This window comes from Streptomyces reniochalinae (assembly GCF_003323735.1).
Taxonomy (GTDB): domain Bacteria; phylum Actinomycetota; class Actinomycetes; order Streptomycetales; family Streptomycetaceae; genus Streptomyces; species Streptomyces reniochalinae.
In genome coordinates this window covers 474,459-500,062 of the sequence record NZ_QOIM01000038.1, presented here as the reverse complement: position 1 = coordinate 500,062, position 25,604 = coordinate 474,459, and the positions used below count along the sequence as shown (strand labels likewise).

At 69.4% G+C, this 25,604-nt stretch carries 18 protein-coding genes; 8 read left to right on the top strand and 10 right to left on the bottom strand.

Annotated elements, in window-relative coordinates; genetic code table 11:
- The coding region (locus DQ392_RS21645; RefSeq protein WP_114017287.1) for an integrase core domain-containing protein at window positions 1–130 on the top strand (130 nt) is incomplete at its 5' end.
- Between the two features lie 244 nt (window positions 131–374).
- On the opposite strand, the gene DQ392_RS21640 is transcribed toward DQ392_RS21645, so the two are convergent.
- Window positions 375–845, bottom strand: coding sequence for a hypothetical protein (locus tag DQ392_RS21640; RefSeq protein ID WP_147266556.1), 471 nt, complete (start codon window positions 843–845; stop codon window positions 375–377).
- A gap of 650 nt (window positions 846–1,495) precedes the next feature.
- Here DQ392_RS21640 and DQ392_RS34535 point away from each other — a divergent pair.
- Window positions 1,496–1,657: a hypothetical protein gene (locus DQ392_RS34535; RefSeq protein WP_181856514.1), complete on the top strand. Its 162-nt coding sequence runs from the start codon at window positions 1,496–1,498 to the stop codon at window positions 1,655–1,657.
- Window positions 1,658–2,186: 529 nt separating this feature from the next.
- On the opposite strand, the gene DQ392_RS21635 is transcribed toward DQ392_RS34535, so the two are convergent.
- Together DQ392_RS21635 and DQ392_RS21630 are read right to left on the bottom strand one after the other, a co-directional pair.
- Window positions 2,187–2,540: a hypothetical protein gene (locus DQ392_RS21635; protein WP_245981729.1), complete on the bottom strand. Its 354-nt coding sequence runs from the start codon at window positions 2,538–2,540 to the stop codon at window positions 2,187–2,189.
- A complete protein-coding gene (locus tag DQ392_RS21630) occupies window positions 2,537–3,748 on the bottom strand; it encodes a Shedu anti-phage system protein SduA domain-containing protein (protein ID WP_114017285.1) in 1,212 nt (403 codons plus the stop codon). Before DQ392_RS21630 ends, DQ392_RS21635 begins: the two co-directional genes overlap by 4 nt.
- A 363-nt stretch (window positions 3,749–4,111) precedes the next feature.
- On the opposite strand from DQ392_RS21630, the gene DQ392_RS21625 reads away from it, so the two are divergent.
- Window positions 4,112–4,372: a hypothetical protein gene (locus DQ392_RS21625; RefSeq protein ID WP_114017284.1), complete on the top strand. Its 261-nt coding sequence runs from the start codon at window positions 4,112–4,114 to the stop codon at window positions 4,370–4,372.
- Window positions 4,373–4,490: 118 nt separating this feature from the next.
- Here the strand turns inward: DQ392_RS21625 and DQ392_RS21620 are convergent, their stop codons facing one another.
- The 4 genes from DQ392_RS21620 to DQ392_RS21605 all read right to left on the bottom strand — a co-directional run bounded on the left by DQ392_RS21620 (window position 4,491) and on the right by DQ392_RS21605 (window position 10,158).
- Entirely contained in the window at window positions 4,491–7,055 is a 2,565-nt protein-coding gene (locus DQ392_RS21620) for an ABC transporter permease (RefSeq protein WP_114017283.1), read from the bottom strand.
- 10 nt (window positions 7,056–7,065) lie between these two features.
- Complete coding sequence (locus DQ392_RS21615) at window positions 7,066–7,782, bottom strand: ABC transporter ATP-binding protein (RefSeq protein WP_114017282.1); 717 nt, start codon at window positions 7,780–7,782, stop codon at window positions 7,066–7,068.
- 214 nt (window positions 7,783–7,996) lie between these two features.
- Window positions 7,997–9,154, bottom strand: a complete 1,158-nt coding sequence (locus DQ392_RS21610) for a tetratricopeptide repeat protein (RefSeq protein WP_114017349.1) — start codon at window positions 9,152–9,154, stop codon at window positions 7,997–7,999.
- Window positions 9,155–9,345: 191 nt separating this feature from the next.
- Complete coding sequence (locus DQ392_RS21605; protein ID WP_114017281.1) at window positions 9,346–10,158, bottom strand: thioesterase family protein; 813 nt, start codon at window positions 10,156–10,158, stop codon at window positions 9,346–9,348.
- 90 nt (window positions 10,159–10,248) lie between these two features.
- Between DQ392_RS21605 and DQ392_RS21600 the strand changes: the two genes are divergently transcribed.
- Window positions 10,249–11,703 (top strand): glyceraldehyde-3-phosphate dehydrogenase, encoded by a 1,455-nt coding sequence (locus DQ392_RS21600; protein WP_114017280.1) that lies wholly within the window; start codon window positions 10,249–10,251, stop codon window positions 11,701–11,703.
- 556 nt (window positions 11,704–12,259) lie between these two features.
- Window positions 12,260–14,479 carry an NADP-dependent isocitrate dehydrogenase gene (locus DQ392_RS21595; RefSeq protein WP_114017279.1) on the top strand — a complete coding sequence of 740 codons (2,220 nt, stop codon included), beginning with the start codon at window positions 12,260–12,262 and terminating at the stop codon, window positions 14,477–14,479.
- Between the two features lie 94 nt (window positions 14,480–14,573).
- Here the strand turns inward: DQ392_RS21595 and DQ392_RS21590 are convergent, their stop codons facing one another.
- The gene (locus tag DQ392_RS21590) at window positions 14,574–15,461 is read right to left on the bottom strand and encodes a DUF1206 domain-containing protein (RefSeq protein WP_425470573.1); all 888 of its coding nucleotides are present in this window, start codon (window positions 15,459–15,461) and stop codon (window positions 14,574–14,576) included.
- 236 nt (window positions 15,462–15,697) lie between these two features.
- On the opposite strand from DQ392_RS21590, the gene DQ392_RS21585 reads away from it, so the two are divergent.
- Entirely contained in the window at window positions 15,698–16,957 is a 1,260-nt protein-coding gene (locus DQ392_RS21585; RefSeq protein WP_114017277.1) for a hypothetical protein, read from the top strand.
- A gap of 361 nt (window positions 16,958–17,318) precedes the next feature.
- On the opposite strand, the gene DQ392_RS21580 is transcribed toward DQ392_RS21585, so the two are convergent.
- Entirely contained in the window at window positions 17,319–19,352 is a 2,034-nt protein-coding gene (locus tag DQ392_RS21580; protein WP_181856513.1) for a tetratricopeptide repeat protein, read from the bottom strand.
- A gap of 647 nt (window positions 19,353–19,999) precedes the next feature.
- On the opposite strand from DQ392_RS21580, the gene DQ392_RS21575 reads away from it, so the two are divergent.
- Window positions 20,000–23,146 (top strand): AfsR/SARP family transcriptional regulator, encoded by a 3,147-nt coding sequence (locus tag DQ392_RS21575; RefSeq protein ID WP_114017275.1) that lies wholly within the window; start codon window positions 20,000–20,002, stop codon window positions 23,144–23,146.
- A gap of 489 nt (window positions 23,147–23,635) precedes the next feature.
- On the opposite strand, the gene DQ392_RS21570 is transcribed toward DQ392_RS21575, so the two are convergent.
- Window positions 23,636–24,994: a DUF5685 family protein gene (locus DQ392_RS21570; RefSeq protein ID WP_114017274.1), complete on the bottom strand. Its 1,359-nt coding sequence runs from the start codon at window positions 24,992–24,994 to the stop codon at window positions 23,636–23,638.
- Between the two features lie 142 nt (window positions 24,995–25,136).
- Here DQ392_RS21570 and DQ392_RS21565 point away from each other — a divergent pair, with 142 nt between their 5' ends.
- Window positions 25,137–25,499: a hypothetical protein gene (locus DQ392_RS21565; RefSeq protein WP_114017348.1), complete on the top strand. Its 363-nt coding sequence runs from the start codon at window positions 25,137–25,139 to the stop codon at window positions 25,497–25,499.
- Window positions 25,500–25,604: the final 105 nt, after the last annotated feature.

Here is a 25,604-nt window from a genome sequence, read left to right as displayed (position 1 = left end):
GCCCAGCAAAGCCGCCGCACACGCCGCGATCTTCGAATGGGTCGAGAGCTGGTACAACCTCAAACGCCTGCACAGCAGCCTCGGCTACCGAACCCCCGCCGACTACGAAGCCGCCGCCACAGCGGCCTGACCACCACACCGACGGTGTCCGTCAAAGCGGAACAAGCTCAGAGTACTGCTCGCGCGAAATAGCCTCTGTACTGCAGTACTTGCGTCCAGGGCTCGCCCTCCTCCACACTCGGCTGTGGCCTTCAGGAGGCCACCCCTGGTCCTGCGTCGCCCCTTTGCAGGGTCACAGAGGGGTCAAGGAGCCATAGCCCCACCTGTGCATCCCACGACGCTGTCCACTCGTGCCCTCAAGCAGGGCTCGCAGATCAGTTGTCGGATGCCGAGGGGCGACGGTATCCGAGGACGGATCTCACATGACCAGCGGTGGGCGTCTCAACAAGCTCGCGCGAACGCGACAGCTCTACACGGGCGAGCTCTTCCACGTATCGAAAGAAGCACTCCGGGGTGGCGACAATCGCTCTCCTCTGCGTGCAGCCCCCATGCGACAGGCCCACCTCGAAGCAGAGATCTTCGCCAAGCTCTGCGGCGGGGGCCAATGGTGGGCCCATCCTTTCGGGATTGCTGCTGTGCAGACTGCGGACAAGTCGGCAGTTGTATATCTCGACAGCCACACCACGTTCCGGAGTGACGACCCGTACCCTCGCAGCGCCCATGCCCTCGACGAACTGCTGCCTGGAGCCGAGCCTGGCCTCCAGGTGAACGGCGTCGTTGGTCTTCGCGTTGTAGGTATCGAGGGTCCAGATCTCCACCTCACCCTCGCTGGCGATGGGTGCCACCTGATACTGCGTGGCACTGCCGGGACGGATTGGGCTGGGGAGCTCGATGAACGGTGGCGCCGCATGGAGAAGGCAGGGTCTCCGCCGCTGTGGAACGAGCCACAGCTAACTGCATACGAACAGGCCCACATTCGGGACTATCCCCGGGTCTGGAGCGCTCACCGAGGTCTCGACTGGCTCGGATCCGCGCTATTGCGCCGCATCGCCATCTTCCATATGTCTAGCACCGCGTACTCAAGCCGATCATGGATCCATGATGACGAATGGATCTTCGAGTTGGATACGGTGCGAGGCATCAAGCTTGACCACGATGCCTTCCTGAGCTCTCTCATGGACCCCCTGTGGGGAATCCCGCTTCGGATTCATAGCCAGTACTGTTCCTGCGACCCCCACCACCGGCTGGGCCACAGCACCTACACACTCCAGTGCACATACCATCTTGCGCATTCTGATACCAGTGGCCGCGGTGGCCTACAGCTACGCTTCCGCCACGGGCCAGGCGCCTATGCAGGAGGCACAAGATCCACACTCCAGAGCCTCGGTGCCCCCGCGAAGTGGCTCGCCCGTGTTCTCCCAATGAGCAGCCCAGATGTTTCGTCACGCCGTGATAATGAGGGCACATCTCGGTTCTCGCGCGAGGAGGGACGGTCGTGAACTGGGACGCCATCCTGCTGTTTATCCTCGCAGCCTCCGGAGTCGTCGTACTGATTCTCTCGCAGCTGCACGAGGTGCTAGACAGGCTGCCGGCACTCATCCGCGCATGGCATGAGGTGCGCCGCAGCTGGCACGAGGTGCGAGATGACCAGTCCTAGCCGGACTCGGCCCGCCCTTCCCGAAGGTCACCGTCGCGATGTCCCGCCCACCTGCTGCATACCTGACTTAAATGGTCTGGGTGATCATCTGCTGTACGTCGCTCGGAACCACCGTGAGCTCTGCCCGAGCACAGGTGGCTGGTAGCGCGGGGGCCTCCGGAAAGCATCGTCGAGATGTGCAGGTTCCGGCAGCCCGCACCGCACGGCCGGTCTCTTCCTGAGCAGGCGATGTCATGGTGGGCAGTGCCGGCGTCAGGTCGCCCGGCGGAAACACAACGCTGGGCGTGCACCCGTCTCCCTTTCACCCGCGATGTGCACCGGTTGTGCACCGCGCCTGCCTGTCGATGTGGAACTGCCCAGGTCAGACGCATTTCTGAGCTCTACTTCGACCTCTGAGGGGCCGTACGTCGGAGCAGGTTGCTGCTCCGGCTTGCTGCTGGACATGGCCGCGGGCCGCATTTCCCAGGAAGGGAAGGGCGGTCCGTAGCCGGTGCAGGGTGTGTCGTGGGCACGGGCTCTGCGAGGTCGGTCAGGAGGGAACACGGGGGCCCATGTCAGGCGCGTCCCTCACGTAGGTGGCGTGAGGCGGCCAGGCAGGAGGCGAGCCAAGTTGCTTCTTCACGGTTGATGACCAGCCCTGCGGCGGTGACATGCCCTTCAGTTCGCCGTCGGCCCGTATCGAACGGTCGCCGACCCGGTACAGCTCCCCATCCGCGTCGCCGTGCCAGAGCCGGGCGGTCTTTTCACCTCGGCGCTGGGCAAAGACCATTTCTTCGCCGTGTTCGTTCATGAAGTAGCCGACATAGTCCTTGTCGGTGATCTCGCCGTCGCACAGGCTGGCGAGGAACGGTTCGATCGCGGGCGGCGGCGGTGTGTCGTTCACGTGGTGGTCTCCTCGTCACTATCGGAGTCCTGCCGTGCCGACGTGAGGGCCAGCATGCGGTTCGCGGAATCCATCAGGGTCTCGTACGTGATGACTTCTATTCGGGCCGTGTGTGTGTTGTACGTCCGCAGCGTCTCCGCGACTTCTTGGGGCGTGATGCCACCGGCCACGTACTGCGCATGGCCGATCACGACTGTTGCAGAGGCCCGGCGGGTGTCGACGCCGTGGGCGTTCAGGATGCTTTGGCGGTTCTCGTCCATGATCCTGAGGTAGTTCTGCGTCTGGGAAACCGCGTGGTGTACCGGGGCACCCAGCATGAGATGGCCGTGGAGCCGGATGACCAGGTTCTTGATGTTGGCGCGCTTGAGTTCCACCACGTGCAGCGAACCGTCGCCGCGCAACAGGGGAATGTCGAGGATGGTATCCGGTGTGTACTGACGGCGGGCCAACTCGGCCACGTACGCTCCGCCGAAGATCCAATCCTGATCCCTGAGGCAGGTGTGGAGCGCGCTCTCGGAGCTGTCCGGGTCGTCGACCGCGGCACCTAGGGCCGCGAGCCCGGCTTGCCTGGCCCGGAGTTCGAGCAACTGGGCCAGCAGCCCGGTGTCCACGTCGGCCAGGATGTCATTCATCATCCGCGCTACCTCGGCGGAAGCGGGTCGGGGCAGGTCGCGGAGGACTATTTCCATGTGACCGAACTGCTGGAGTCGTCTCGCCTCCCGCGTGGGTAGTTGGATGCCTCCCTCGCCCTTCCCGAGGCCCAGGTAGTCGGTGGAACGGGCGATCCCGCGGAACAGGTCACGGGCGTCGGCGGCGGTCGCGTCCGGATTCTCCTGACACAGCACGTCCAGAGCCGCGACCGCACGATCGGCCGCCATGGCGATCATTCGCCGCATGCTTTCTTCGCTGCGCTGCCGTGCCTCTGCATCGTAATTCTGTTCCAGGATCTCCAGATATAGGTCGCCTCCGGCGTAGGAGGCGAAGTGCTGGAAGCGCCGGGCGATGTCGGAGTCACCGTGACGTATTGACTCTTGTGCCACGTTCTCCAGCGAGTTGACCAACGGCCTGCCTTTGCCGTAATCCCCGCCCACACCGCCCATGAGGTCCAGCACCGCGTCGATGCGCTTCCGTATCCCTGCCTGCTCGGTGAGCTCGCGAGCTTCATTGATCATGCGCCAGAGCGTGAAGCCTGAACGGAAGTTCGTCATGCGGGGAACACTAGAGCTGAGCACTGACAAACCGGACTTGGGCGCCCTGGGGCACCATATGGGGTGGGAGCGGCAGGAGGGGTGCTGCGCAGGGTGAGCAGGTTTGCCTCCGACAGACCTGGGCTGAGCTTTACCGCGTACTCCTGGACGAAGATGGAGTGCCCGGGCACCGGCTGCCGGCATGCCCGTCGGGTGGACGGCCGGTTCCGCCGGCGCGCGGAGCGGGGCGGCATGTGTGGGAGCGTCACCCCCTGAGGTGGTGACGCCCGAGCAGGCTGCGGGAGTGCGGTGCGTCTTCGCCGTTGGCGCGGCGGGAAGACGTCAGGGAAGCGACGGGGGCACGTCGCCGGTTCCGCTTTCGAGGTGCCCCGGCTACTGGAGGTCGGTGAGGAGGTCGTCGAGGGCCTTGCCGTCGTCACCGTCAAGGCCAAGGCCACCGGCGCCGTCGGAGCTTCGGAGGAAGCACCCGCGGGCGGCGGTGGCTGGAAGTGGGCCGCCCCGAACGGGCAGGCCAGCGGCACCCTCCTGTACACCGACGGTGCCGGCACCACCTACCGGTGGAAGATGCCGAGGACCGACAGCGGTCCGCAAGTGACGGAGCTGGAAGAGGATCTGGCGGACTGACGTCCCCTGTACGCACGGACGGCGTCCGCGATGCGCTTCCCGTCGTGGGACGGCGGTGACCGCCCGCGAGCTGCTGGAGCTCGGGGCGGTCACCGCACCGGGTACGGCGCGGCGGCGCTCACTCTCCCGCGTAGACCGCTTCGATGGGGCGGGTGCGGAGTGCCGAGCGGGTCGGCAGGCTGATGGAGAGCCAGCCCAGCAGGGTGACGAAGGCGATGATGCCGATCCAGGCCAGCGGTTGGACGTAGGGGATCGGCTGGCCCGTCAGGGCGAGGGCGCAGCCGACGGCGGGTGGGATGGCGATGGCCACGCCGACGACGACGGCGGTGACGATCACGACCCAGGATTCCAGGAACATCATGCGCCGTGTCTGCCGCTTGCTGGTGCCGATCAGCCGCAGCATGGCGAACTCGCGGCTGCGGCCCGTCGTCGCCATGACCAGGGTGTTCACCACGGCGATGAGGACGTAGAGCATCAGCAGCGCGTTGGCGATCAGGTTCGTCCAGGACTGCTGGGCGAACTGGCCCTGCTGGACGGCGGTGAACTCCTGTGGGCTCTGCACCGCGAGGCCGGGGGTGCCTTCGGCCAGTTTCTCCAGCCCGGCCTCGACCTGCGGGGACGCGCCGCCGCTGCCTGCGCTGACGAGCAGCGCCGTGTCCTGCTGGTTGGCGGTGTGCTCGGTCAGCATCCGGTGGGGGAGGGTGACGTCGCCGAAGCCGAGGCCGTTGCCGTAGACGGCGACGACCTTCAGCTTCTTGTGCACTCCGTCGCCGAGGTTGATGTCGGCGGTTTCCCCGACGTCGACCCGTGCCGTGTCGGCGGCGATCCAGCTGAGCGCCACCGTGTCGCCCCGCAGCTTGTCCATGCTGCCCTCGCGCACGTCCAGGTCGAGCGTGCGGTCCAGGTCGCGGGCGTCCAGGCCCTGGGCGCTGAAGGGGTTGGAGGCGGGCTTGTCGATCTCGATGTAGTTGAGCAGCACCTGCGAGCGGGCCACCGGGGTGACGGTCTCGACGCCGTCGAGGGCGCGGACCTTGCTGGTCAGGTCGGTGGACAGGCCCGTGGTGTCGCTGGTGAGCACGTAGTCGGAGACGACACCGGTCGTCGCCTGCTCCTCGGCCGTCGCCTCGACGGTGTTCAGCATCGACAGCTGCATCAGCGCCATCGCGGTGCCCAGCGCCAGGGGCACGACGGCGCTGCTGAGGCGGCGGGCGTTGGCGCTGCTGTTGGCGCCGGCCAGGAAGCCGCTCACGCGGGACCTCTTGAACAGGGGTGTCAGCATCCGGGTCGCCGCCTGCACCAGGACGGGGGAGATCAGCGCGCTGCCCACCATGAGCACCACCAGCGATCCGCCGGCTCCGGCGATCGCCACCTGGCCCGGGATGACCAGCGGCAGCACGATCGACGCCACCAGGCCGAGCAGGAGCAGCCCCACTCCGACGGTCTTGCGGGTGCTGCCCAGTTCCTCCTGCTCCGCCTCGGACTCGCTCAGCGCCTCCACCGGCTGGATCCGCGCGATGCGGAACGCGGCGATGAACCCGGCCAGCCGCGCGCCCAGCACGGTCAGCAGCACGGCGGCGACGGCCGGCAGCGGGTTGAACGCCAGCTCGAAGTCATCCGGCAGCACACCGACGTGCGCGAAGGCGTCGCGCAGCAGCCCGGCGGCCAGGAAGCCGGGCGCCGCGCCCAGCACCGCTCCGGTGACGCCCACCAGCAGCACCTCGCTGCCGATCAGCTGGTGTATCTGGCGCGGTGTGGCCGCGATGGCGCGCAGCATCGCCAGTTCCCGGCGGCGCTGGTGGATGACCAGGCCGAGGGTGGAGGAGACGACGAAGATGACGACGCCGAGCGCCGTGCCGCCGAACGAGGCGGACAGCGGGACGAGGAAGCCGCGGGACGCGCCGACGTCCAGGAACTCCAGGTCGCCGATCCCGTCACCGGTGTAGGTGGTGATGTCGGTCCCGGTGACGGCATCCTCGATCCTGCCGGCGAGGTCGCCCGCGTCGGTGCCGTCCTCTCCCAGGACGCCGATCGCCGTCAGCCGGTCGGGGCGCGGGGAGAGAGCGGTGGCCTGCGCGTCGGTGAAGAACGCGGCCGACTGCCGGTCCAGGCCGTTCGCGGGCGCGTCGACCAGTCCGACGACCCGGTAGACGTGCGGCGTCGTCCCGACCGAGAGCCGCGCGGTGTCGCCGACCTTCAGCCCGGCCTCGCGGGCGAGCCCGGCGTCCAGCACGGTCTCCCGGGCGCTGCCCGGCCTGCTGCCCTCGGTCAGTTCGAAGGGGCCGAGCGCGGTCGAGGACCAGCCGTGGCCGTACAGCGGGTGGTCGAGCCGCACGGGCTCGCCCCGGGCGCTGCCGTCGTCCTTGTGCAGGTCCATCGCGACGGTGCGGTCGCGCACGACCTTCTCGACGCCGTCGACGCGGGAGACCTGCTCGGCCGTCGACGCGGGGACGGTGACGCGCTCGGGGAAGTGCGGGTCGAAGTTCTGACTGACGTCCTTGGTCTGCTGCCCGCCGACCATCACGGTCGCACCGGCGTACCGCTCGGGCGCGACGCCCGAGAGGAGCCCCGACATGAGCAGTACGCCGCAGGCGGTGATGACGGCCGAGCCGCAGATCACGGCGATGAACGCCGCGATGAAACCGCCCTTGCGGTTCTTGATGGTGCTCCATGCGATGTCGAACACGAGCCCCGCCTCACCAGTCGCCGAGGCGGGTCATGCGCTCGGCGACCTGGGCCGGCGAGGGCCGGTTCAGGTGGCCCGCGAGCTGCCCGTCGGCGAGGAAGAGCACCGTGTCGGCGTACGAGGCGGCGACCGGGTCGTGGGTCACCATCAGCACGGTCTGGCCTATCTCGTCCACGATCTGCCGGAACAGCTTGAGGACCTCTTGGCTGGTGCGGGTGTCCAGCGCGCCGGTCGGCTCGTCGGCCAGCAGCGCGTCCGGGCGGGTCACCAGCGCGCGGGCGATCGCGACGCGCTGCTGCTGGCCGCCGGACAGCTGGTTGGGCCGGCGGTCGACGTGCTGGTGCATCCCCACCCGGGTCAGCACCTCGCGCAGCCACGTCTCGTCCACGGCCATGTCCGCCAGCCGCGCGACGAGGGTGACGTTCTGCCGCACCGTCAGCGCCGACATCAGGTTGTAGGCCTGGAAGACGTAGCCGATCCGCTCGCGGCGGATGGCCGTCAGCGCCGCCTCCTTCAGGCCGGACAACTGCGTGTCCCCGAGGTGGACGTGGCCTGTGGTCGGCTGGTCGAGCCCTGCGACGCAGTGCAGGAAGGTGCTCTTGCCGGAACCCGAGGGGCCCATGACAGCGGTGAAGGTGCCGCGCGGCACATCCAGGGAGATTCCCCGCAGTGCGGTGACGGCATTCTCCCCTGTGCCGTACGTTTTCGTGACGGAGTCCAGCCTCATGGCCGCTGTCCGCGTGGCCACTGTGGCCGCGGACCCTCCCCATTCCGATGTCATGTTTCTTGCCCTTTCCGGTTGTCGGCAGCTTCACCGTATGAGAAGGCCGACCGGGCCACGAACGCCCTGGATCCCGTATCGATGGTGGTGCCTGCTACACCATCACGGTGCTGGGCACTCCACGGTGCCGGGTCCGTACCGGTTCACCTCACCCCGTGCGTCAGGGGTGTGAGGGGGCCGTCGCGGGTGCGTCCGTGGCGTCGGGAAGGGGACCGGTGCCCAACTCGGTGGTGGCCCTCTCGACCATGGCGCGCGCGTGGTGGAGGCCGATGCGGGTGAAGGTGTCGCGCAGGTCGGCCAGCTCCGCCCTGGTCGCGGACCGGGGCCTGCCCAGACGGGCCAGGGACTTGGTGAGGCCGAGCCGGGACAGTGCCGTCCCCCGCTGCTCGTCCATCGCGGTGAACTCTCCCAGTGCCTGCCGGTAGGTGTCGCGGGCTTCCGCGTAACGGGCGGCGCGGTAGAGGACGTTGCCGCGCATCTTGTGGTTGTACGCCAGAGCGCTCGACAGGTGCATCCTGCGGCAGTCGGCCTCTGCCTCGGCGAGCAGCGCGAGAGCGCGCTCGGTGTCCTCGTCGCGTACGGACACCACGTCGGCGATGCCCCTCAGCGCCCAGGCCCGCCCCCTGCGGTCGTCGCCCGCCGCGGCGGTCCTGGCGGCTTCCTCGAACAGTTCCAGCGCCCTGTCGTAGGAGCCGGTGTTGCGGTGCATCTGCGCTATGCCCTCCAGCGCCCACACCGTGTGCCGTACCTCCCCGCGGCTGCGGGCCTCGGTGAGGAGTTGGTCGTGCAGTGCGCCGACGGCCTCGTAGTCACCCTGGATCCGGCCGGTCTCCGCGAGCCCGGCGAGCGAGTAGCCGCGGGCCAGCACGTCGTCGCCGCGTTCGCCTAGGTCGGCCGCGCGCTCCAGCAGCCGGTAGGCGAGCGGGAGCGCGCCGCGCTGGCGGGCGAGTGTGCCGCCGCTCCACATGGCCCACGCCATCGCCGCGGCGTCCCTGGCCGAGCGGGCCGCCCGGTAACTCGCCTTCCACGCCCGGTCGGCCGCGGTGACGTTTCCAAGGCGCCGGTGGGCCTCCGCGACGGCGAGCCCGCAGCGCGCCGCCTCCTTCGGCTCCCCGGCCTCTTCGGCTGCCCGCAGCTGGGTCGTCCCCTGGGCCAGCACGTCGGTCAGGGACGAGTTCACCGACAGTGCGCCGAGGGCGCCCTGGTATTCGGGAGCGAACGCCTTGGCCCCCGCCGGGTGGGTGCGCGCCCCCGCCGTGTGGGCCCGCGCCCTCGCGCCGTGGGTCCGCTTCGGGTCCTGCCGGGTCGTCCGTGTCATGTCCTGCACCGCCACGCTCGTTGGCTCGTCCGTCCTTGCCGGACCGACGCTATGGGCGTGGCGGGGGCCGCCGAATCCGTCTTGGCACTGGTCAACGGGTCATACCTGAGTGCTACGTGCGGGGCGCCCGCTACTGAGCGAGACGTACGGGGCGACCGTGCTGTCCCGTGGCACCCGTTGCCTGTTGCCCGCTATCCGTCGGTGCCCGGCAGGGGGCGCACGGTCAGGAGCTGCTGGGCGTGGCCGACCGGGCCGTTCAGGTCGTGCAGGACGGTGCTGGTGAGGCCCTGGCCCGTGGGGCCGAAGACGACGGTGGTGTCCAGGCCGGTCCAGGCCCCTTCGGGCTGGCGGTGGAGGTGGATGGTGAGGTCGACGTTGGGGAACATCCAGTCCGTGGGCGACTGGCGTACGGCGATGCCGTTGGCGGTGTCGACCAGGGCGACGAAGGAGGCCAGCGGGCTGCTGGGCCGGCCCGCCACGAGGTCCACCCCGGTGGAGACCCAGGCGGTGGTGCGGCCGGGCTGCGGCGGTGCGAGCGGCCGGACGTCCAGGGAGGCGATGTAGCCGCCAGGCCACAGGGAGTCGAGCGGCCAGGGCGCGAGCTGTTGAGGCGGGGTGAGCGTGGCGGCGGCGCCGCCCGCGACGGCCGTGGTGTCGGCCGTGGCCAGGAGCCAGGCGCGGGCGCGTACCACCGGGCGGTCGGCTATGAGGACGACGGCTTCGAGCAGTTCGATGGTGCGGCCGGGGCGGATGCTCTCCACCCGGATCTCGCACTCGTCGAGGGCCGGCGGGCCCAGGATGTCGAAACTGATCCGGGCGGGGAGCAGCCCGGTGTGCGGACGGGCCGCCAGGTGACGGTCCATGGCGTGGACGATCAGGCCGCCGAGCGGACTGAAGTGCTGCTCCTCGGTGTTCCACGCCCCGCTCGCGTGCGGGGTGGGCTTGTAGCGGTGCTCGTCGACGGGCTCGTAGTAGCTGTCGGGGGTCGGCGTGCCGGACTGCAACGGGGTGTCTCCTCGGGAGGTGGGCTGATCACATGATCGGGACGGCGGGGGTTAGCATATGAGCACCGCCTAGCTCGAAAGATAAGAACTGTGACTGTCAACGAGGACGCGTTCACCAACTGGAAGCACCGCGAGGAGATCGCGGAGTCGATGATCCCGGTCATCGGGAAGCTGCACCGCGAGCGGGACGTCACCGTTTTGCTGCACAGCCGCTCCTTGGTGAACAAGTCGGTGATCAGCATCCTCAAGACCCACAGGTTCGCCCGGCAGATCGCCGGCGCGGAGCTGTCGGTCACCGAGACGCTTCCGTTCCTCCAGGCCCTGACCGCGCTCGACCTGGGTCCTTCCCAGATCGACATCGGCATGCTCGCCGCCACCCACAGGGCCGACGACCGCGGCCTGTCGGTCGCCGAGTTCACCGCCGAGGCCGTGGCGGGGGCGACGGGCGCCAACAAGATCGACCGCCGCCAGGCGCGGGACGTGGTCCTCTACGGGTTCGGCCGTATCGGCCGTCTCCTGGCCCGCCTGCTGATCGAGAAGGCGGGCTCCGGCAACGGCCTGCGGCTGCGGGCCATCGTCGTACGCAAGACCGCGGGTCAGTCCGCGCAGGACCTGGTCAAGCGGGCCTCGCTGCTGCGCCGTGACTCCATCCACGGCCAGTTCCAGGGCACCATCACCGTCGACGAGGCCAACAGCACCCTCGTCGCCAACGGCAACGAGATCAAGGTGATCTACTCCGACGACCCGACGTCGGTGGACTACACGGACTACGGCATCGATGACGCCGTCCTCATCGACAACACCGGCAGGTGGCGCGACCGCGAGGGGCTCTCCAAGCACCTGCGCCCCGGCATCGACAAGGTCGTGCTGACCGCCCCGGGCAAGGGCGACGTCCCCAACGTCGTGCACGGCGTCAACCACGACATGATCAAGCCGGACGAGCAGATCATCTCGTGCGCGTCCTGCACCACCAACGCGATCGTCCCGCCGCTGAAGGCGATGGCGGACGAGTTCGGAGTGGTGCGCGGCCACGTGGAGACGGTCCACTCCTTCACCAACGACCAGAACCTGCTGGACAACTACCACAAGTCGGACCGCCGTGGGCGCTCGGCGCCGCTCAACATGGTCCTCACCGAGACGGGTGCGGCCTCCGCCGTCGCCAAGGCGCTGCCTGACCTGGACGCGAAGATCACCGGCAGCTCGATCCGGGTGCCCGTGCCGGACGTCTCCCTCGCCATCCTCAACCTCCAGCTCGCCCGCGAGACCGACCGCGAGGAGGTCCTCGACCACCTGCGTGACGTCTCGCTGACCTCGCCGCTCAAGCGCCAGATCGACTTCACCAGCGCACCCGACGCCGTCTCCAACGACTTCATCGGCTCGCGCCACGCCTCGATCGTCGACGCCGGTGCCACCAAGGTCGACGGCGACAACGCCATCCTCTACCTGTGGTACGACAACGAGTTCGGCTACTCCTGCCAGGTCGTCCGCGTCGTCCAGTACGTCTCCGGCGCCGAGTACCCGACGTACCCGGCCCCGGCGGCCTGAGCGGCGCGCACCGTCGGTGCGTGGGGGCACCGGCCCGTTGGAGCGTCACCGGTTGAGCCGGTGACGCTTGCGCACCCCCTGCTCTGCCCTCCGGCCCCTTCCGTCGGCGTGATCTCTCCTTGTGGGTCAGGTTGTGGACTGCCCGCGTGGGAGTAGACCGTGCGCGAGGTGGAGGAGGCGCTGGCGCGTGGGCAGCGCGCGCCTCGTGGTCGGTGGCCGACCCGCTGAGGGGACCTGCCGTGCCCGCCCGCCAGAAGGGTGCCTGCACCGACACCCTCGCTTCGGAGTCCGCAAGGTGGCGACGGGGCGGGGTACGGGGAGTCAGCCGGGGTGACACGCGGTGGCCGCGTCCCTCGGCGCGCGGGTGGGCGGGCTGCGCCCCGGGCGGACGCCGTGCGAGGGGAGCGTTCCGACCAGGGGTTTTCCGGGGTCCGGCAGGGGAAGAAGCCGTTGCCGCGGCCACACGCGGGCCGCTGTGCCCGCGCGCGGCCGGACGGGATATCTTGATATCGAGACGATGTAGACGCGAGACGCGCAGACGCGAAGCGGAGTAGCGGTGACTGACTCGACCATCATCTATACGCACACTGACGAGGCCCCGGCCCTGGCGACCTATTCCTTCCTGCCCGTCGTCGAGGCCTACGCCTCGACGGCCGGTGTCGCCGTCGAGACCCGCGACATCTCCCTGGCCGGACGGATCATCGCCAGCTTCCCCGAGCGCCTGGCGGAGAACCAGCGCATCGAGGACGCCCTCGGACAGCTCGGCGAACTGGCCAAGACCCCCGAGGCCAACATCATCAAGCTGCCGAACATCTCGGCGTCCATCCCGCAGCTCAAGGCGGCCGTCGCCGAGCTCCAGGGACAGGGCTACGCACTGCCGGACTACCCGGACGACCCGCAGACCGACGAGGAGCGCGAGGTCCGCGCCCGCTACGACAAGGTCAAGGGCAGCGCCGTGAACCCAGTGCTGCGCGAGGGCAACTCCGACCGCCGCGCACCGGCCTCGGTCAAGAACTACGCCAAGGCCAACCCGCACCGCATGGGCGAGTGGAAGGCCACCTCGAAGACCAACGTCGCCCACATGGACGACGACGACTTCCGCTCCACGGAGAAGTCCGTGGTGCTGGCCGAGGACGGCGCCCTGCGCATCGAGCTGCACGGCGACGACGGCTCCAAGACGGTGCTGCGCGAGTCGGTTCCGGTCAAGGCCGGTGAGGTCGTGGACGCCTCGGTGATGCGCGTCGCCGTCCTGCGCGAGTTCCTCAAGGCGCAGGTCGAGCGGGCCAAGTCCGAGGGCGTGCTGTTCTCCGTGCACCTGAAGGCGACGATGATGAAGGTCTCCGACCCGATCATCTTCGGCCACGTCGTGCGCGCCTTCTTCCCGCAGACCTTCGCGGCCTACGGCGACAAGCTCGCCGCCGCGGGCCTGACCCCGAACGACGGTCTCGGCGGCATCTTCAAGGGCCTGGAGTCGCTGCCGGAGGGCGAGCAGATCAAGGCCTCGTTCGACGCAGAACTCGCCCAGGGCCCCGACCTGGCGATGGTCGACTCCCACCGCGGCATCACCAACCTGCACGTGCCCAGCGACGTCATCGTGGACGCCTCCATGCCCGCGATGATCCGCACCTCGGGCCACATGTGGAACAAGGACGACCAGGAGCAGGACACCCTCGCGGTCATCCCCGACAGCAGCTACGCGGGCATCTACCAGGCCGTCATCGAGGACTGCAAGGCCAACGGCGCCTTCGACCCGGCCACCATGGGTTCCGTGCCCAACGTCGGCCTCATGGCCCAGAAGGCCGAGGAGTACGGCAGCCACGACAAGACGTTCGAGATCCCGGCGACCGGCACCGTCCGCGTGCTGGACGGCGAGGGCACCCTCGTGCTGGAGCAGGCCGTCGGCGAGGGCGACATCTTCCGGATGTGCCAGACCAAGGACGTGCCGATCCAGGACTGGGTCAAGCTCGCCGTCACCCGCGCCCGCGCCACCGGCGACCCGGCGGTCTTCTGGCTGGACGAGACCCGCGCCCACGACAGGAACCTCATCGCCAAGGTGCGCGAGTACCTGCCGCTGCACGACACCGAGGGCCTGCGGATCGAGATCATGTCCCCGGCCGAGGCGATGACCTTCTCCCTGGAGCGCATCCGCCGCGGTGAGGACACCATCTCCGTCACCGGCAACGTGCTCCGCGACTACCTGACCGACCTGTTCCCGATCCTGGAGCTGGGCACCAGCGCCAAAATGCTGTCGGTCGTGCCGCTGATCAACGGCGGCGGGCTGTTCGAGACGGGCGCCGGCGGCTCGGCGCCCAAGCACGTGCAGCAGCTCGTCAAGGAGAACTACCTGCGCTGGGACAGCCTGGGCGAGTTCCTCGCGCTGGCCGTCAGCTTCGAACACCTGGCGCACAAGACGGACAACGCGCGCGCCCAGATCCTGGCGGACACCCTCGACCGGGCCACCGGCACGTTCCTGGCCGAGAACAAGTCACCGACCCGCCGGATCGGTGGCCTCGACAACCGCGGCAGCCACTTCTACCTCGCCCTGTACTGGGCGCAGGAGCTGGCCAGGCAGACCGAGGACACCCAGCTCGCCGAGGCGTTCGCCGGCCTGGCCAAGACGCTGACCGAGCAGGAGCAGACGATCGTCGACGAGCTGGCGGCCGTCCAGGGCTCGCCCGCCGACATCGGCGGCTACTACCAGCCGGCCCCGCAGAAGGCGTCGGCCGTCATGCGCCCGTCGAAGACCCTCAACGAGGCGCTGGCGACGCTGAGCTGAGGCGTCCGACCGCCCGGTGAGCGCCCGCTGAAGAGGGCCCCGGGGTGCGGCATCGCGCCGCCCCCGGGGCCCTCGCGCGCGCCGGCCGGCGGGCTCAGGTCCTGCGCCAGCGCGCCACGCCGAAGGAGTAGAGGCCGAAGAGCCCCAGCCCCACCGCCACGGCGACCAGCAGCCAGGGCCCCGCCGGGGTCTCGGTGAAGGAGCGCAGCGTGTCGTCCATGCCCCTGGCCTTCTCCGGCTCGTACGCGAGGGCCGCGCGCGAAAGGAAGACCCCCGCCGCGGCGAACACCAGACCGCGCGCCACGCCGCCGGCGACACCCGTCACGTCGACGAACCGGCGCTGGCGCCGCGACATCTGGCCGGTCCTCAGCTGCTCGTGGTAGGTACGCAGCGCCGCGCGCCCGGCCATCACCACCCCGGCGACGACCACTCCGGCGCCCACCGCGCCCATCAGCCACTGTCCGGCGGGCAGCCCGAGCACCTCGGCCGTCACGTCCTTCGACTGCTTGTCGGACGCGCCGCTGCCGCTGCCGCGGTCGCCGGCGGCGAACGCCAGCACCGAGTAGGCCACGAACCCGTAGAAGACGCCACGCGCCGCCGACAGCAGCCGCTTGTGCGCCCTGTGCCCCTCGGGCTCGGTGACACCCCAGACGGCTTCCGCCAACCGCCACAGCGCCATACCCGCCAGCGCCAGCCCCAAGGCCCACAGCACGAACGCCCCGAACGGCCTGCCGGCCACCTCCCGCAGCGCCCCGCCGCGGTCCGCCTGCCCGCCCCTCTTCCCGTCGGCGAACGCCACCTGCAACGCCAGCACGCCGACCAGCAGGTAGATGAACCCGCGCCCCGCGAACCCGGCCCGCGCCGCCCAGCCCAACACGGGCCGCGCCCGCGCCTGGGCCCGCACACTCACCTCCCGCGCCCCACCACGCCCTCGCCCTCGCGCTCGTCCTCGTCCTCTTCCTCGGACACCGGATACGGACATGTCCATCAGGCCCTCCCTCGTCGCTCCCACCGAGCGGGTGCCCGATCCCCGGCGAACGGAACGGGGCGGCGTGTGAGGTCGTCACCCCCACAGCCGGTGACGCTCGAGCGGACACCCGGAGCGCGGCGCGGCTCCGTGCCGCCCCTGCAAGAAGATGTCAAGGAAGCGACAGGGTTTCCGTATCCGCCCACGGGCAGCCCCTCCTCGCACCATTCGTCGAGGACATGGGGGAAAGAATGTCGGTCCAGGACATCCACAGGGCAAGCCGCGGACAGGCAACCACCGGCAAGTGGGCCACTCTGGCGACGGGCAAGAGGGTGCTGGTCGTCGTGCACACGGAGGTGTACGGCAAGCGGCTCCAGGACCTGTTGCCGCTGCTGGAAGCAGATCTGCGGTTCGAGGTCACGTTCACGGTCGCCCCGCACCCCTTCAACGCAGGTGCCACTGACTTCCTGCGGGCGCTCGGAGCCACCGTGGTCAGCTGGGATGAGGCCGTACGGACGGAGTACGACTTGGCCCTGGCCGCCGGGTCGGCGGGAATCCAGCAACTGCGGGCACCCTTGGTGCGCGTCTCCCACGGAGCGGGCCACATGAAGCTCGCCCGTGCCGAAGACGTCCCGCACGGGGAAACGCGCGCCCCTGGTGGTATCACCGGAAAGGGGTACCTGACCTGGGAAGGCGAGGTCGTACCCGCGGCAGTCGCACTGGCACACCGGGACGACCTCGCTGCTCTGGAACGCTGGTGCCCCGAAGCGCTTTCCATCGCCACGGTCACCGGTGACCCATGCTACGACCGCATTCTGCGGAGCCTGCCGCTGCGAGACGACTACCGCGCCGCCCTGGGGTTGCTGCCCGGCCAGAAGCTGGTTCTCGTGTCCTCCACGTGGGGGAAGACGTCGTCGTTCAACCGGATCGGGGCCCTGCTTCCCCGGCTCCTGGCCGAGTTGCCGCAGGACGCTTTCCGGGTCGCCGTTCTCGTCCACCCCAACGTGTGGGCGCGCTACGGCGCCTGGCAGGTGCGCGCCTGGCTCGCGGGCTGCCGGGACGCCGGGTACACCGTCCTGTCCCCGGAGGCCGACTGGCGCCCACCTCTGATCGCCGCCGACTGGATCATCGGCGACTACGGTTCCGTGACGCTCTACGGCACCATGACGGGCGCCCCGATCCTGATGACCCACTTCCCGCACCGTGACGCGAACCCGGCGTCTCCGGGTCTCGAACTGGCGTTGACGGCGCCGACGCTCTCGGCAAGCCACCCGCTCACTGAGCAGCTCGCCTACGCGAAGGACGAGTACGTCGCTGAGGATTACGCCCGCATAGCGGCCCGGCTCTCTTCTGAACCGGGTCTCTCCAGCAGGAACTTCCGGCGCCTGCTGTACCGAGTGCTGGGTCTGGGACAGCCTGCCTTCCCTCCCGGCACACCCCCGCTGCCGATGCCGCTCCCCCTGGAGACTTTGAGGGCGGCTTCCGGCTCAGCGCGTGGGGGTGCCTCATGAGGGCTGTCATCCCACGCGCCGCGTCGTCACCGTCGGCCGATGCATGTCTGAGTGTGGACCTCGACAGCGGCGTCGAGGAGAGGATGCGCCAGTGCGCTGATGTTCTGTACGGAACGGCGGCACACTCTCCCACCGCGTTGCTGAGGCGCTACCCCGGGTGCTTGTGTGTCACTCTTCGCTCCTCGGGAATCGGGCATCACGAGGTCTGGTGTTCCGTCCTGTGCCGGGGCGGAGGACGGCTCCTCCTCGCCGGTCGCACGGGGATGGGGCCGGAAGAACATCGCCGGCTCGCCGACGCCGTGCATGCCTGGCTGATACGGGGTTTCACGCTCGACCGGCTGCAAGCGGTCTACCTTCCAGGTCATCCGTCCGTCGGCTCGGGTCTCAGCTTCCGAAGGCGCCCCTCCAGCCGTTCACTGTCCCCGGGGCTCACGGGCTGGTAGAGGCGGAGGGAGTCCCGGAAGTGGCGCCTGGCCGCGTCGGAGGCGCCGTACTCCTGTGCCGTTTGCCCCAGCATCTCCAGAACCCGGGCCTGCCAATGCACTGAACCCGCGGCCCGGAACTCCTCCAGGGCCGCGACGAGCAGACGCACGGCCTCGTCGGGGTGGCGTACGGACGGATGAGCGTGGGCGCGGCCCAGGAAGGCCAGCGCTCGCGCGGCGTCGTACCGGTCCTGGACGGCCGTCAACTCCGCTCGGGCTCTCGCCAGGTACAGCCGCGCTTCGTCAGGCCGGTCGCCGGCGAGGGCCACATCACCCAGACAGAGGCGGGAGAGGGCTGCTCCCCTGCGGTGTCCGATGGCCGAGCGGATGTCGAGGGCCTCGGTGAAGAGCGCCTTGGCCAGGTCCAGCCGGCCGGCCAGCCGGTGGGTCTGTCCCAGGCCGTGCAGTGCCTGAGCCTTCGCACGGCGATCACCGCGGTGGCTTGCGTCCTCCCGCGCCGAGGTGAACCAGTCGAGTGCCTCATCGAGGCGCCCGGCGTTGTACAGGCCGCTGCCCCCCGTGGTGAGCATCCGGCTGACACCCTCCGCGTGACCGGCGTTCCGGGCCGCTGCCAGACCGATCCGATGGGACTCGACCCACAGGTCGTAAGGGCGCGAGCGCAGGAACCACGGCTGCATCGCGTCGACCAGTTGCCAGCAGACGTCGCTCCACCCACGCTCCGAGGCCAGCCGCACCAGGCGCATCAGGCTCGGCCCTTCCGCGTTCATCCACTCCAAAGCGGCGTCGGGGCTTTCGAAACCGAGGGCCCGGACAGGCGAGAAGAGGTAGTCCCGGCGCATCCGGCGGTGGGTCGGTGCCAACAGGTATCTGGCGGCTGTGGCGGTCGCCAGATACCACTCGAGGCAACGTCGGACAACCTCGGTCGACGTCCCCTCGCCCTCCTCGCTGCGGGACCTGTGCAGGGCGTGCAGGCGGATGAGATCGTGCAACCGGAATCCCGGCTCCGTGGCCGGGCGGTTCCCCGCGTCCTCCAGAAGGCTGGCCTCCACCAGCTCGTCCAGGAGCTGTTGCATCCGCGGGCGGCTGACAGCGCAAGCGGCCGCGGCGGCATCGACCCCGAAGACGTCCACGGGGAGAACACCGAGTCGTCTGTACGCGCGCGCCACCTCGCCCGTCAGAGCTCGGTAGGAGTCGTCCAACGCCGACTCCACGACGCTGTCCCCGTCCACGCGGAGGGACTCGAAACGACGGGCGTCCGCCGTCATCCCTCCGGCCAAGGCGGCCACACTCTGCCGGGGCCGGGCCGCCACACGCGCCGCGGCCACACAGACCGCCAGCGGGAAACCGGCACAGAGCGCGGCGATGCGCCGGACCGCGGCGGGGTCTTCCGAGGCTCGGCATCCTCCGACACGGCGGCGGAACAACTCGGCCGACGCGGTCGAGCCGAGAACGTCCAACGCGCGGAACACCGCACCGTCAAGACCGAGCCCGGTCAGTCTCCGGCGGCTGACGACGGCTACCAGGCTGTCCCGCCCGCCAGGCAGCAGCGGGCGGACCTGGGCCGCGCTCAGAGCGTTGTCCAGCATGACCGCCACCTGGCGGCCTGCCGTCACGGAACGCCACAGGGCTGCCTTCTCCGCCAGCTCGGTGGGTACGTGGGCGCATCCCAAAGACCGCAGCAGCCTGCCCAGGACGTCGCTGGGCAGCTGTGGTCCACCGAGCGAGTACCCGCCCAGATCCGCGTAGAGCTGGCCGTCCGGGAAGGCCGGGGCGATGCTCGTCAGCCAGCGGGACACCAATGCCGTCTTGCCCACACCAGCAGGACCTGTCACCGCGACGATCAAACCGGAGGCGCCGCGGTGCTCGGCCCGGGCCCGGTGCAATGACGCCAGGTCGGTGTCACGGTCGACGAAATCCGAGGGCGCCGGCAGCAACTGCCGTGGCACCGGCATCCTGGTGGCAGGCTCCGTCAGGACATGTACGCCACCATGTATCTCAGCGGCCTGGACAACGGTTCCGGAGAGCCGACCGCTGTCGACGACGTTCCGAATCTCCCCGGCGTGCTCACCCGGTCCGTCCTGTGCGGTCGCTGATTCGTCGAACATCCACCCACTCAGCGCAGTACCGAATTCCGAGTGAACACGCGCACGTTCAAGTAATACTTGAGCGAGTGTAATTGCACGGCTTCGGCTCGCCGGTTCCGATTCGAGAGCCATCAGGGCCTCACAAAGCGGGTGTCCCGGCCCTTCGGCTGCCCCGTTGATCAGTTCTGAAAGGCTGTTCCAGGCGAGCGGTTTTCGGACAGCGGTAGTCAAGGCGGCAGTGAGATCCGTAACTGTGAGCGCTTCCATCCCGCCCCTTCCCGTCTTTGGGAACACGGTCATCAGGTCCCTGATCAGAACGTGTGCTACCCGTTCGCGTCGGCGGCAAGCAGTACCACCTCACCAGCCGAATCATTCTGGCCAACCAGGCGGATCAAGGGGAAGGTTCTGGCTAGACGGGCTTCGGCCTGCCATCCTCGGCCGAGGAGATATCAGCCCGCTCGGCTCAGGCGATCTCCGGCAAGAGAGAACAAGTCGAACCGGCGAAGGGAACGCTGGTGGACTTCACTATTCTCGTCCTTGGGCCCGTCGGCCTCCAGTCGGCCGGACGCCACGACTCACTCGGGTCGGCCAAAGAACGTGCGCTTCTGGCCTCATTGGCGATCGACGCGGGGAGGGCGATCTCGTCGGAGACCCTCATACACCGGCTCTGGGACGAGGATCCACCGGCCAAGCCGTATGCCAGCCTGCACGCGTACGCGGCCAGGCTGCGACGCCGGTTCCGGTATATGTGCGACCGCCCCCTCATCGCGCAGCACGCGCACACCTACACGCTGGACCTCGCACCCGACTTCATCGACTTCCACCGCTATCACCACCTCACCGCGCGAGCCCGGGCCGCACAGGAGAGGTCGACTGCTCGCAGACTGGACACGCTGCGGGAGGCGGAATCGCTCTGGCGGGGTGAACCCCTGGCCGGACTGACCGGCACCTGGGCCGAGGAAGTCCGGGCGAGGCTGGAGACGAAGCGCGTGGCGATCCGTATCGAGCAAGCCGCGCTCGAACTCCGATGCGGGAAGTTCGAGGAGCCGGCGGCGGAACTGCCGCTCCTCCTTCAACGGCAACCGGCCAACGAGACCATCGTGGAACACCTCATGACCGCGTACTACGGCTGCGGAAGACAGGCGGACGCGTTGCGTCTGTACGTCGACTTCCGCAGACGACTGCGCGAGCAACTGGGCACTGACCCCGGCGAGTCACTCGATCGCCTGCACCGTCTGATCCTGCGCCAGGCACCGTTGGGGGACATACTCGCGCCCGCAACTCAGGGCGCACCGGCCTCCACACCGCTCAACAACCTCCCAGCCCACTCCGACCTCATCGGGCGGGACCGGGAGATCGCCGCGCTGCGGGAACCGTTTCCGGCCGGCACCGTGATCGCGGTGGAGAGCGTCTCGGGGATGGCGGGTGTCGGGAAGTCGCTCCTGGCTTTCCACGCCGCTCGCGCTCTGGCAAGCGCGTACCCGGACGGGCGGCTCTATGTCGATCTCCAAGCACACTCCGCCGACAGAACCCCGCTGGCTCCCTCCGCTGCGCTCGCGTCGCTGCTCAGGTCCCTGGGCCTCGCCTCCCAGGACATCCCGCACGGGCTGGAGGAACGTACCAGCTTGTGGCGCAGCCTGCTGCGCGAACGGCGTACCGTTGTGGTCCTCGATGACGCGGCGGGTCCCGAGCAGATCCGGGCACTCCTTCCCCTCGACTCCCCGTCATTGGTGATCGTCACCAGCCGGCAGCGGTTGTCGGGTGTCCCGGGGGTACGCCCCCTGTTCGTCGATGTCCTTCCGCGGAAGGACGCGGTGGCGCTCTTCTCCCGGCTCGCCGGGGCAGAGCGTGCCCAGGACGTCGACGGAACGGCCCGCGTCGTGGAGATGTGCGGACGACTGCCCCTGGCGATCGAACTGGCGGCGAGCCGACTGCGCTCCCGTCCCGCTTGGAGCACGCGTCACCTGGCGCAGAAGCTGGCCCGGAGCCACAGCAGGCTGGCGGAGATCCGGGACCGGGACGCCGGTTTGGACAGGGCCTTCGAACTGTCCTACCGGACTCTGACGCGGCAGCAACAGGCTGCCTTCCGACGCTTGGGCCTGCACTTCGGCCATGGTTTCGGCACTCACGCGGCCGCCGCTCTCATCGGTGAGCCGATCGACCAGGCGGAGCGGCAGCTCGAGGCGCTGCTGGACTCGAATCTGCTGACTGAGCCCGCACCGGAGCGCTACCGATTCCACGATCTGCTCGGGGAGTACGCCCTCACGCTCGCCCGCAGGAACTCCGGGGAAGAGACCGACGCCGTGAGCCGTCTTGTCGAGTTCTACCGTGCCGCCGCCTTACACGCCGACACCCGAGCTCACCCCCGGCGCACTCGGCTCGTCCTCACCACAGCCACCTCTCCCGACGTACTGCCCGACCTGTCCGACGCCCAGGAGGCCAGGAACTGGCTGCTGACGGAGAGCCCAGCCTTGATCGCTGCGGAGCAGCACGCGCGTACGCACGGTCTTCCCGGCGCGGCCGCGGAAATGGCGCACATACTGGCGGCGTTCTTGGACAGTGAAGGGCTGTGGGACGAGGCGGAGCGGATGCACCGTCACGCGGCGCACCATTGGAACTCCCAGGGCGCCGACCGGGCCGAAGCGCTGGCACTGACAGACCTCAGCGTCACGCACGCCCACGCGGCACGCTACGAGGAGGCGGAAGCGGCCGGCAGGCGAGCTCTCGAGCTGGCCCGGCGTACGCACGACCCCGAGTGCACCGCCGAAGCTCTCCACCAGCTGGGAATACTCCACTGGCACCGTGCCGAGTATCGCCGAATGCTGGAGGTGCAGAACGAAGCCCTGGAGATCCGCATCCGCACGCGAGACCGGTGGAACCAGGCTCGAAGCACCAACAACATGGGCATCGCCCACCTGCATCTGGGACACCACACCACTTCCTTCAGGTTCTTCCAGGAAGCTCTCCTGGCCTTTCGTGAAATCGGTGACACGCGGGGAGAGGCGCAAGCGCTCAACAATCTCGCGGACGTCCACTTGCACATGGGGGACAGGAAATCAGCGCGTCGTTTCTTCTACCGGTCATTGGAGATCGCAATCGAATCAGGGAGCCGCTCGGAGCAGGCCTTGGCTCGGCTCAATCTGGGTAACACGTTTGTCGTTCCTGAAGAGATGAGCGCCGTACTGGAACTGTATGAGGAGGCGCTCGGATCTTTCCAGAAGCTCGGAGACCGGAGAAGCGAGACCATCACTCGCGTCGCCCTCGGCAACGTCCTCGGCGCATCCGCCCGGTACGAGGAAGCAGTCGGTCAGCACAGCCGGGCGCTGGCGCTGGCCCGCGACATCGGCGCAGGTCTGGAAGAGGCCCAGGCGCTCCGCGGGCTGGGCACTGCCCAGCGCCACCTCGGTCGTCTCGAAAGGTCCCAGCAGTGCCTCGAAGAGTCGCTCGACCTCGCCCGGAGGCTTCAGGCGCCGGAGGAAGAGGCGCGCACGCTGGACGCCACCGCTGAACTGCTGATGGCCAGAGGGCAACCGGAACGGGCGCAAGAGCTGTGGGCAATCGCCATTGGCATATTCCAAACCCTCGACGAGTCAGAAGTGGCGCGCCTGCGGGAAAGGATACTTCAGACGCAGCCCAACAGTGAAAATCAGACCGGAGCTTGATCGTTGCCAGCGCGCTCGCCTACGCTCGGGGCCTTCCCTGCGATTGGCAGGGGAATTCCCACCATCGAAAGAGCGCCTTTAGCATGCTCGACGTACCACCACCTCCGCCGCCCGCCTCCACTGAAGTCACCGAATTCCACTCGGCCGAGTGGACCCGCGTCCAGTGGTTCAACTCCGGCAGGAAACACATAACCTTCACCCTGCCGTGGTCCCACTGGGTGTCACCCACCGTGTGCATGCCGTCGAGTTACCACGGGGACGCACGAACTCCGGAGCACCGAAGCGGCGGAGAGTTCACCGTGACCGGGCCGCCGGTACAGACGGCGGCGTAACCGTCTTCCGATCCGCGTGGGCCGTGCGGCCCTCCCTCCTCGCTCCCACCGAGCGGGTGCCCCGTTCCCCGGCGGGGGGAACGGGGCGGCGTGTGGGGGAGGGGGGTTGTTTCCGGCGTCACCGGCTCAGGGGGTGATGGGCGCGAGGTGGGGTGGGTCAGAGGCCGCAGTCGCAGCAACTGCAACACTCACAGCATTCGCAGCACTCGCACTTCTCGCAGCAGCCCGCGCGCTTCTTGCGGGACCAGGGGCCCTCGTACTCGTCGGCGCAGCACAGCTTGCAGGTGCAGCACAGGCCGATGAAGGCGGCGCAGCCGGCCCAGAAGCCGCGCGGGGGCTTGCCGCCCTGGTGCCCGCCGGGGGCGCCCGAGCCGTCGGGGCCGCCGCCCCAACCGCCCCCACCGCCTCCGCCGCCCCAGCCGTCGCCGGGCGGCACCTCGCCGCCGCCGTGCCGCCGTCCGCCCGGACCCTGCGGCGTCTGACCGTAGGGTGCCTGGCCGTAAGGGTTGGCACCGTACGGGTTCTGCGCGTACGGGTTCTGGTTGTACGGGTTCTGGCCGTGCGGGCCGTGGGGGCCGGGGCCGTACGGGTTCCGGTGGTACGGGTCGCCGCTGCCGTCGTACGGGCCCGGTGCCGGACCAGGGCCCGGGTGGGCGCACCGGGTGGTGCCGAACGCGCGGTCGACCGCCCGCGGCAGTTCGTGCACCAGCAGCACGTGGGCGAGCTTGGCATCGGCGAAGTCCACGTCGCGCAGTGCCAGTCGGATGCCGTGCACGGCGTCGTCACACAGGCGCCGCGCCTCGGCCACCGTCGCGCCGGTCGCCGTCAGAGGGTTCCAGGCGCCCTCGGCCGCGTCCTGGAAGCGGTCCTCGACCGCGTCCAGGAGGTGGGCCAGGCGTCCGAAGAGGCGGCCCGCCTCGGCCAGCGGTGCGGCGTTGCCCGGCTTGCCGGCGAGCGTCGCGGTGTGCGCGAACGCGGCCGCCGTGGCGGTCTCGGTCGGCTCGGTCACCGTCGTGAGCGGCGTGCCGGGGCCCGTGGCGTGCTCGATACCGGTCTGCCGGTCCACGGCGTCCACCAGGACCGCCGTGTCGAAGCCGAGCGTCCCGCCCGCGCGGGCGCCGGCCCTGTCCCAGCCCGCCGCTATCCGGCGGGCGGCGGCGGCCACGGGACGGCGGCGCATCATCCCGTTCCGGTCGGCTATGTGGTCCCGTACCTTCGCCGAGGCCAGCACCAGCGAGACGGAGGCGGCCAGCCGCGCACCCTCGCCCTGGGCGACGGACGCCGTGCGCATGCCGCGCAGGGGGCAGGGCCCCGCGGTGCGGCGGGCCGCGCCGACGCGGCCGGTCTGCGCGTCGGTGAGGACGGAGACGAGGAGCCCGTCGTAGTTGGTCACCACCCGCGCGAACTGCCCGTGGTCACCGCGCAGTGCCAGGCACAGCCCGCACAGGTGCGCCATCCACTCGGCCCGTAGCCCCGCGGACAGCCGGTGCTGACAGGGCCTGACGATTCCGAACACGAGATCCCCCCGTACGTGTGACTCCTGCCGTGGTGCCCGGGCAGTGCGGCGATGGTACCCAGCCGCCCGGCGCGACCGTCCAGCCTGTCCCGCACCGTGCTCGGACTGTCGGCATCCGCCTGGTCGGTGCACCATGGTGGACATGTCCAGTGTGCTCGTCCTCGGATTCGACCCCCACGCGGTGCCCGATACGGACGCTGAGGCGCTTCAGTCGGCGCTCGACGCGGAGTTGGCCCGGTTCGCCGACCACGCACTCGACGCGTCGGTCGCGCTGCTGCCCGTCGATGCGTCGGCCGTCTCCGTGGCGGTCGCCGCGCTGACCGAGCGGAAGTGGGACGTGGTCGTCATTGGCGGCGGCATCCGCAAGCCGGAACCCGCGCTGCTCTTCTTCGAGCAGGTCGTCAACCTGGTCCGCGAGCACGCTCCCGGCGCGGCCCTGGCCTTCAACTCCGGCATCGGCGACACCTTCGAGGCGGCCCGGCGCCGACTGCCCGCCGCACCCTGACGGCGCGGCGGAAAACCGGGTGTGCGCCGCCCGCCCCGCTGTTACGTTCGACGGCATGAAGCGCGCCCCACGCAGTGCCGCCGCACGCGTTGCCCTGACCACGAC

Excerpts from the sequence above, each read along its gene's own strand:
- DQ392_RS21630 (WP_114017285.1), bottom strand. The coding sequence starts at position 3,748 with ATGACGAACTTCCGTTCAGGCTTCACGCTCTGGCGCATGATCAATGAA.
- DQ392_RS21590 (WP_425470573.1), bottom strand. The coding sequence starts at position 15,461 with ATGTCCGTATCCGGTGTCCGAGGAAGAGGACGAGGACGAGCGCGAGGG.
- DQ392_RS21585 (WP_114017277.1), top strand. The coding sequence starts at position 15,698 with ATGTCGGTCCAGGACATCCACAGGGCAAGCCGCGGACAGGCAACCACC.
- DQ392_RS21610 (WP_114017349.1), bottom strand. The coding sequence starts at position 9,154 with ATGACACGGACGACCCGGCAGGACCCGAAGCGGACCCACGGCGCGAGG.
- DQ392_RS21615 (WP_114017282.1), bottom strand. The coding sequence starts at position 7,782 with ATGAGGCTGGACTCCGTCACGAAAACGTACGGCACAGGGGAGAATGCC.
- DQ392_RS21580 (WP_181856513.1), bottom strand. The coding sequence starts at position 19,352 with ATGCCGGTGCCACGGCAGTTGCTGCCGGCGCCCTCGGATTTCGTCGAC.
- DQ392_RS21565 (WP_114017348.1), top strand. The coding sequence starts at position 25,137 with ATGTCCAGTGTGCTCGTCCTCGGATTCGACCCCCACGCGGTGCCCGAT.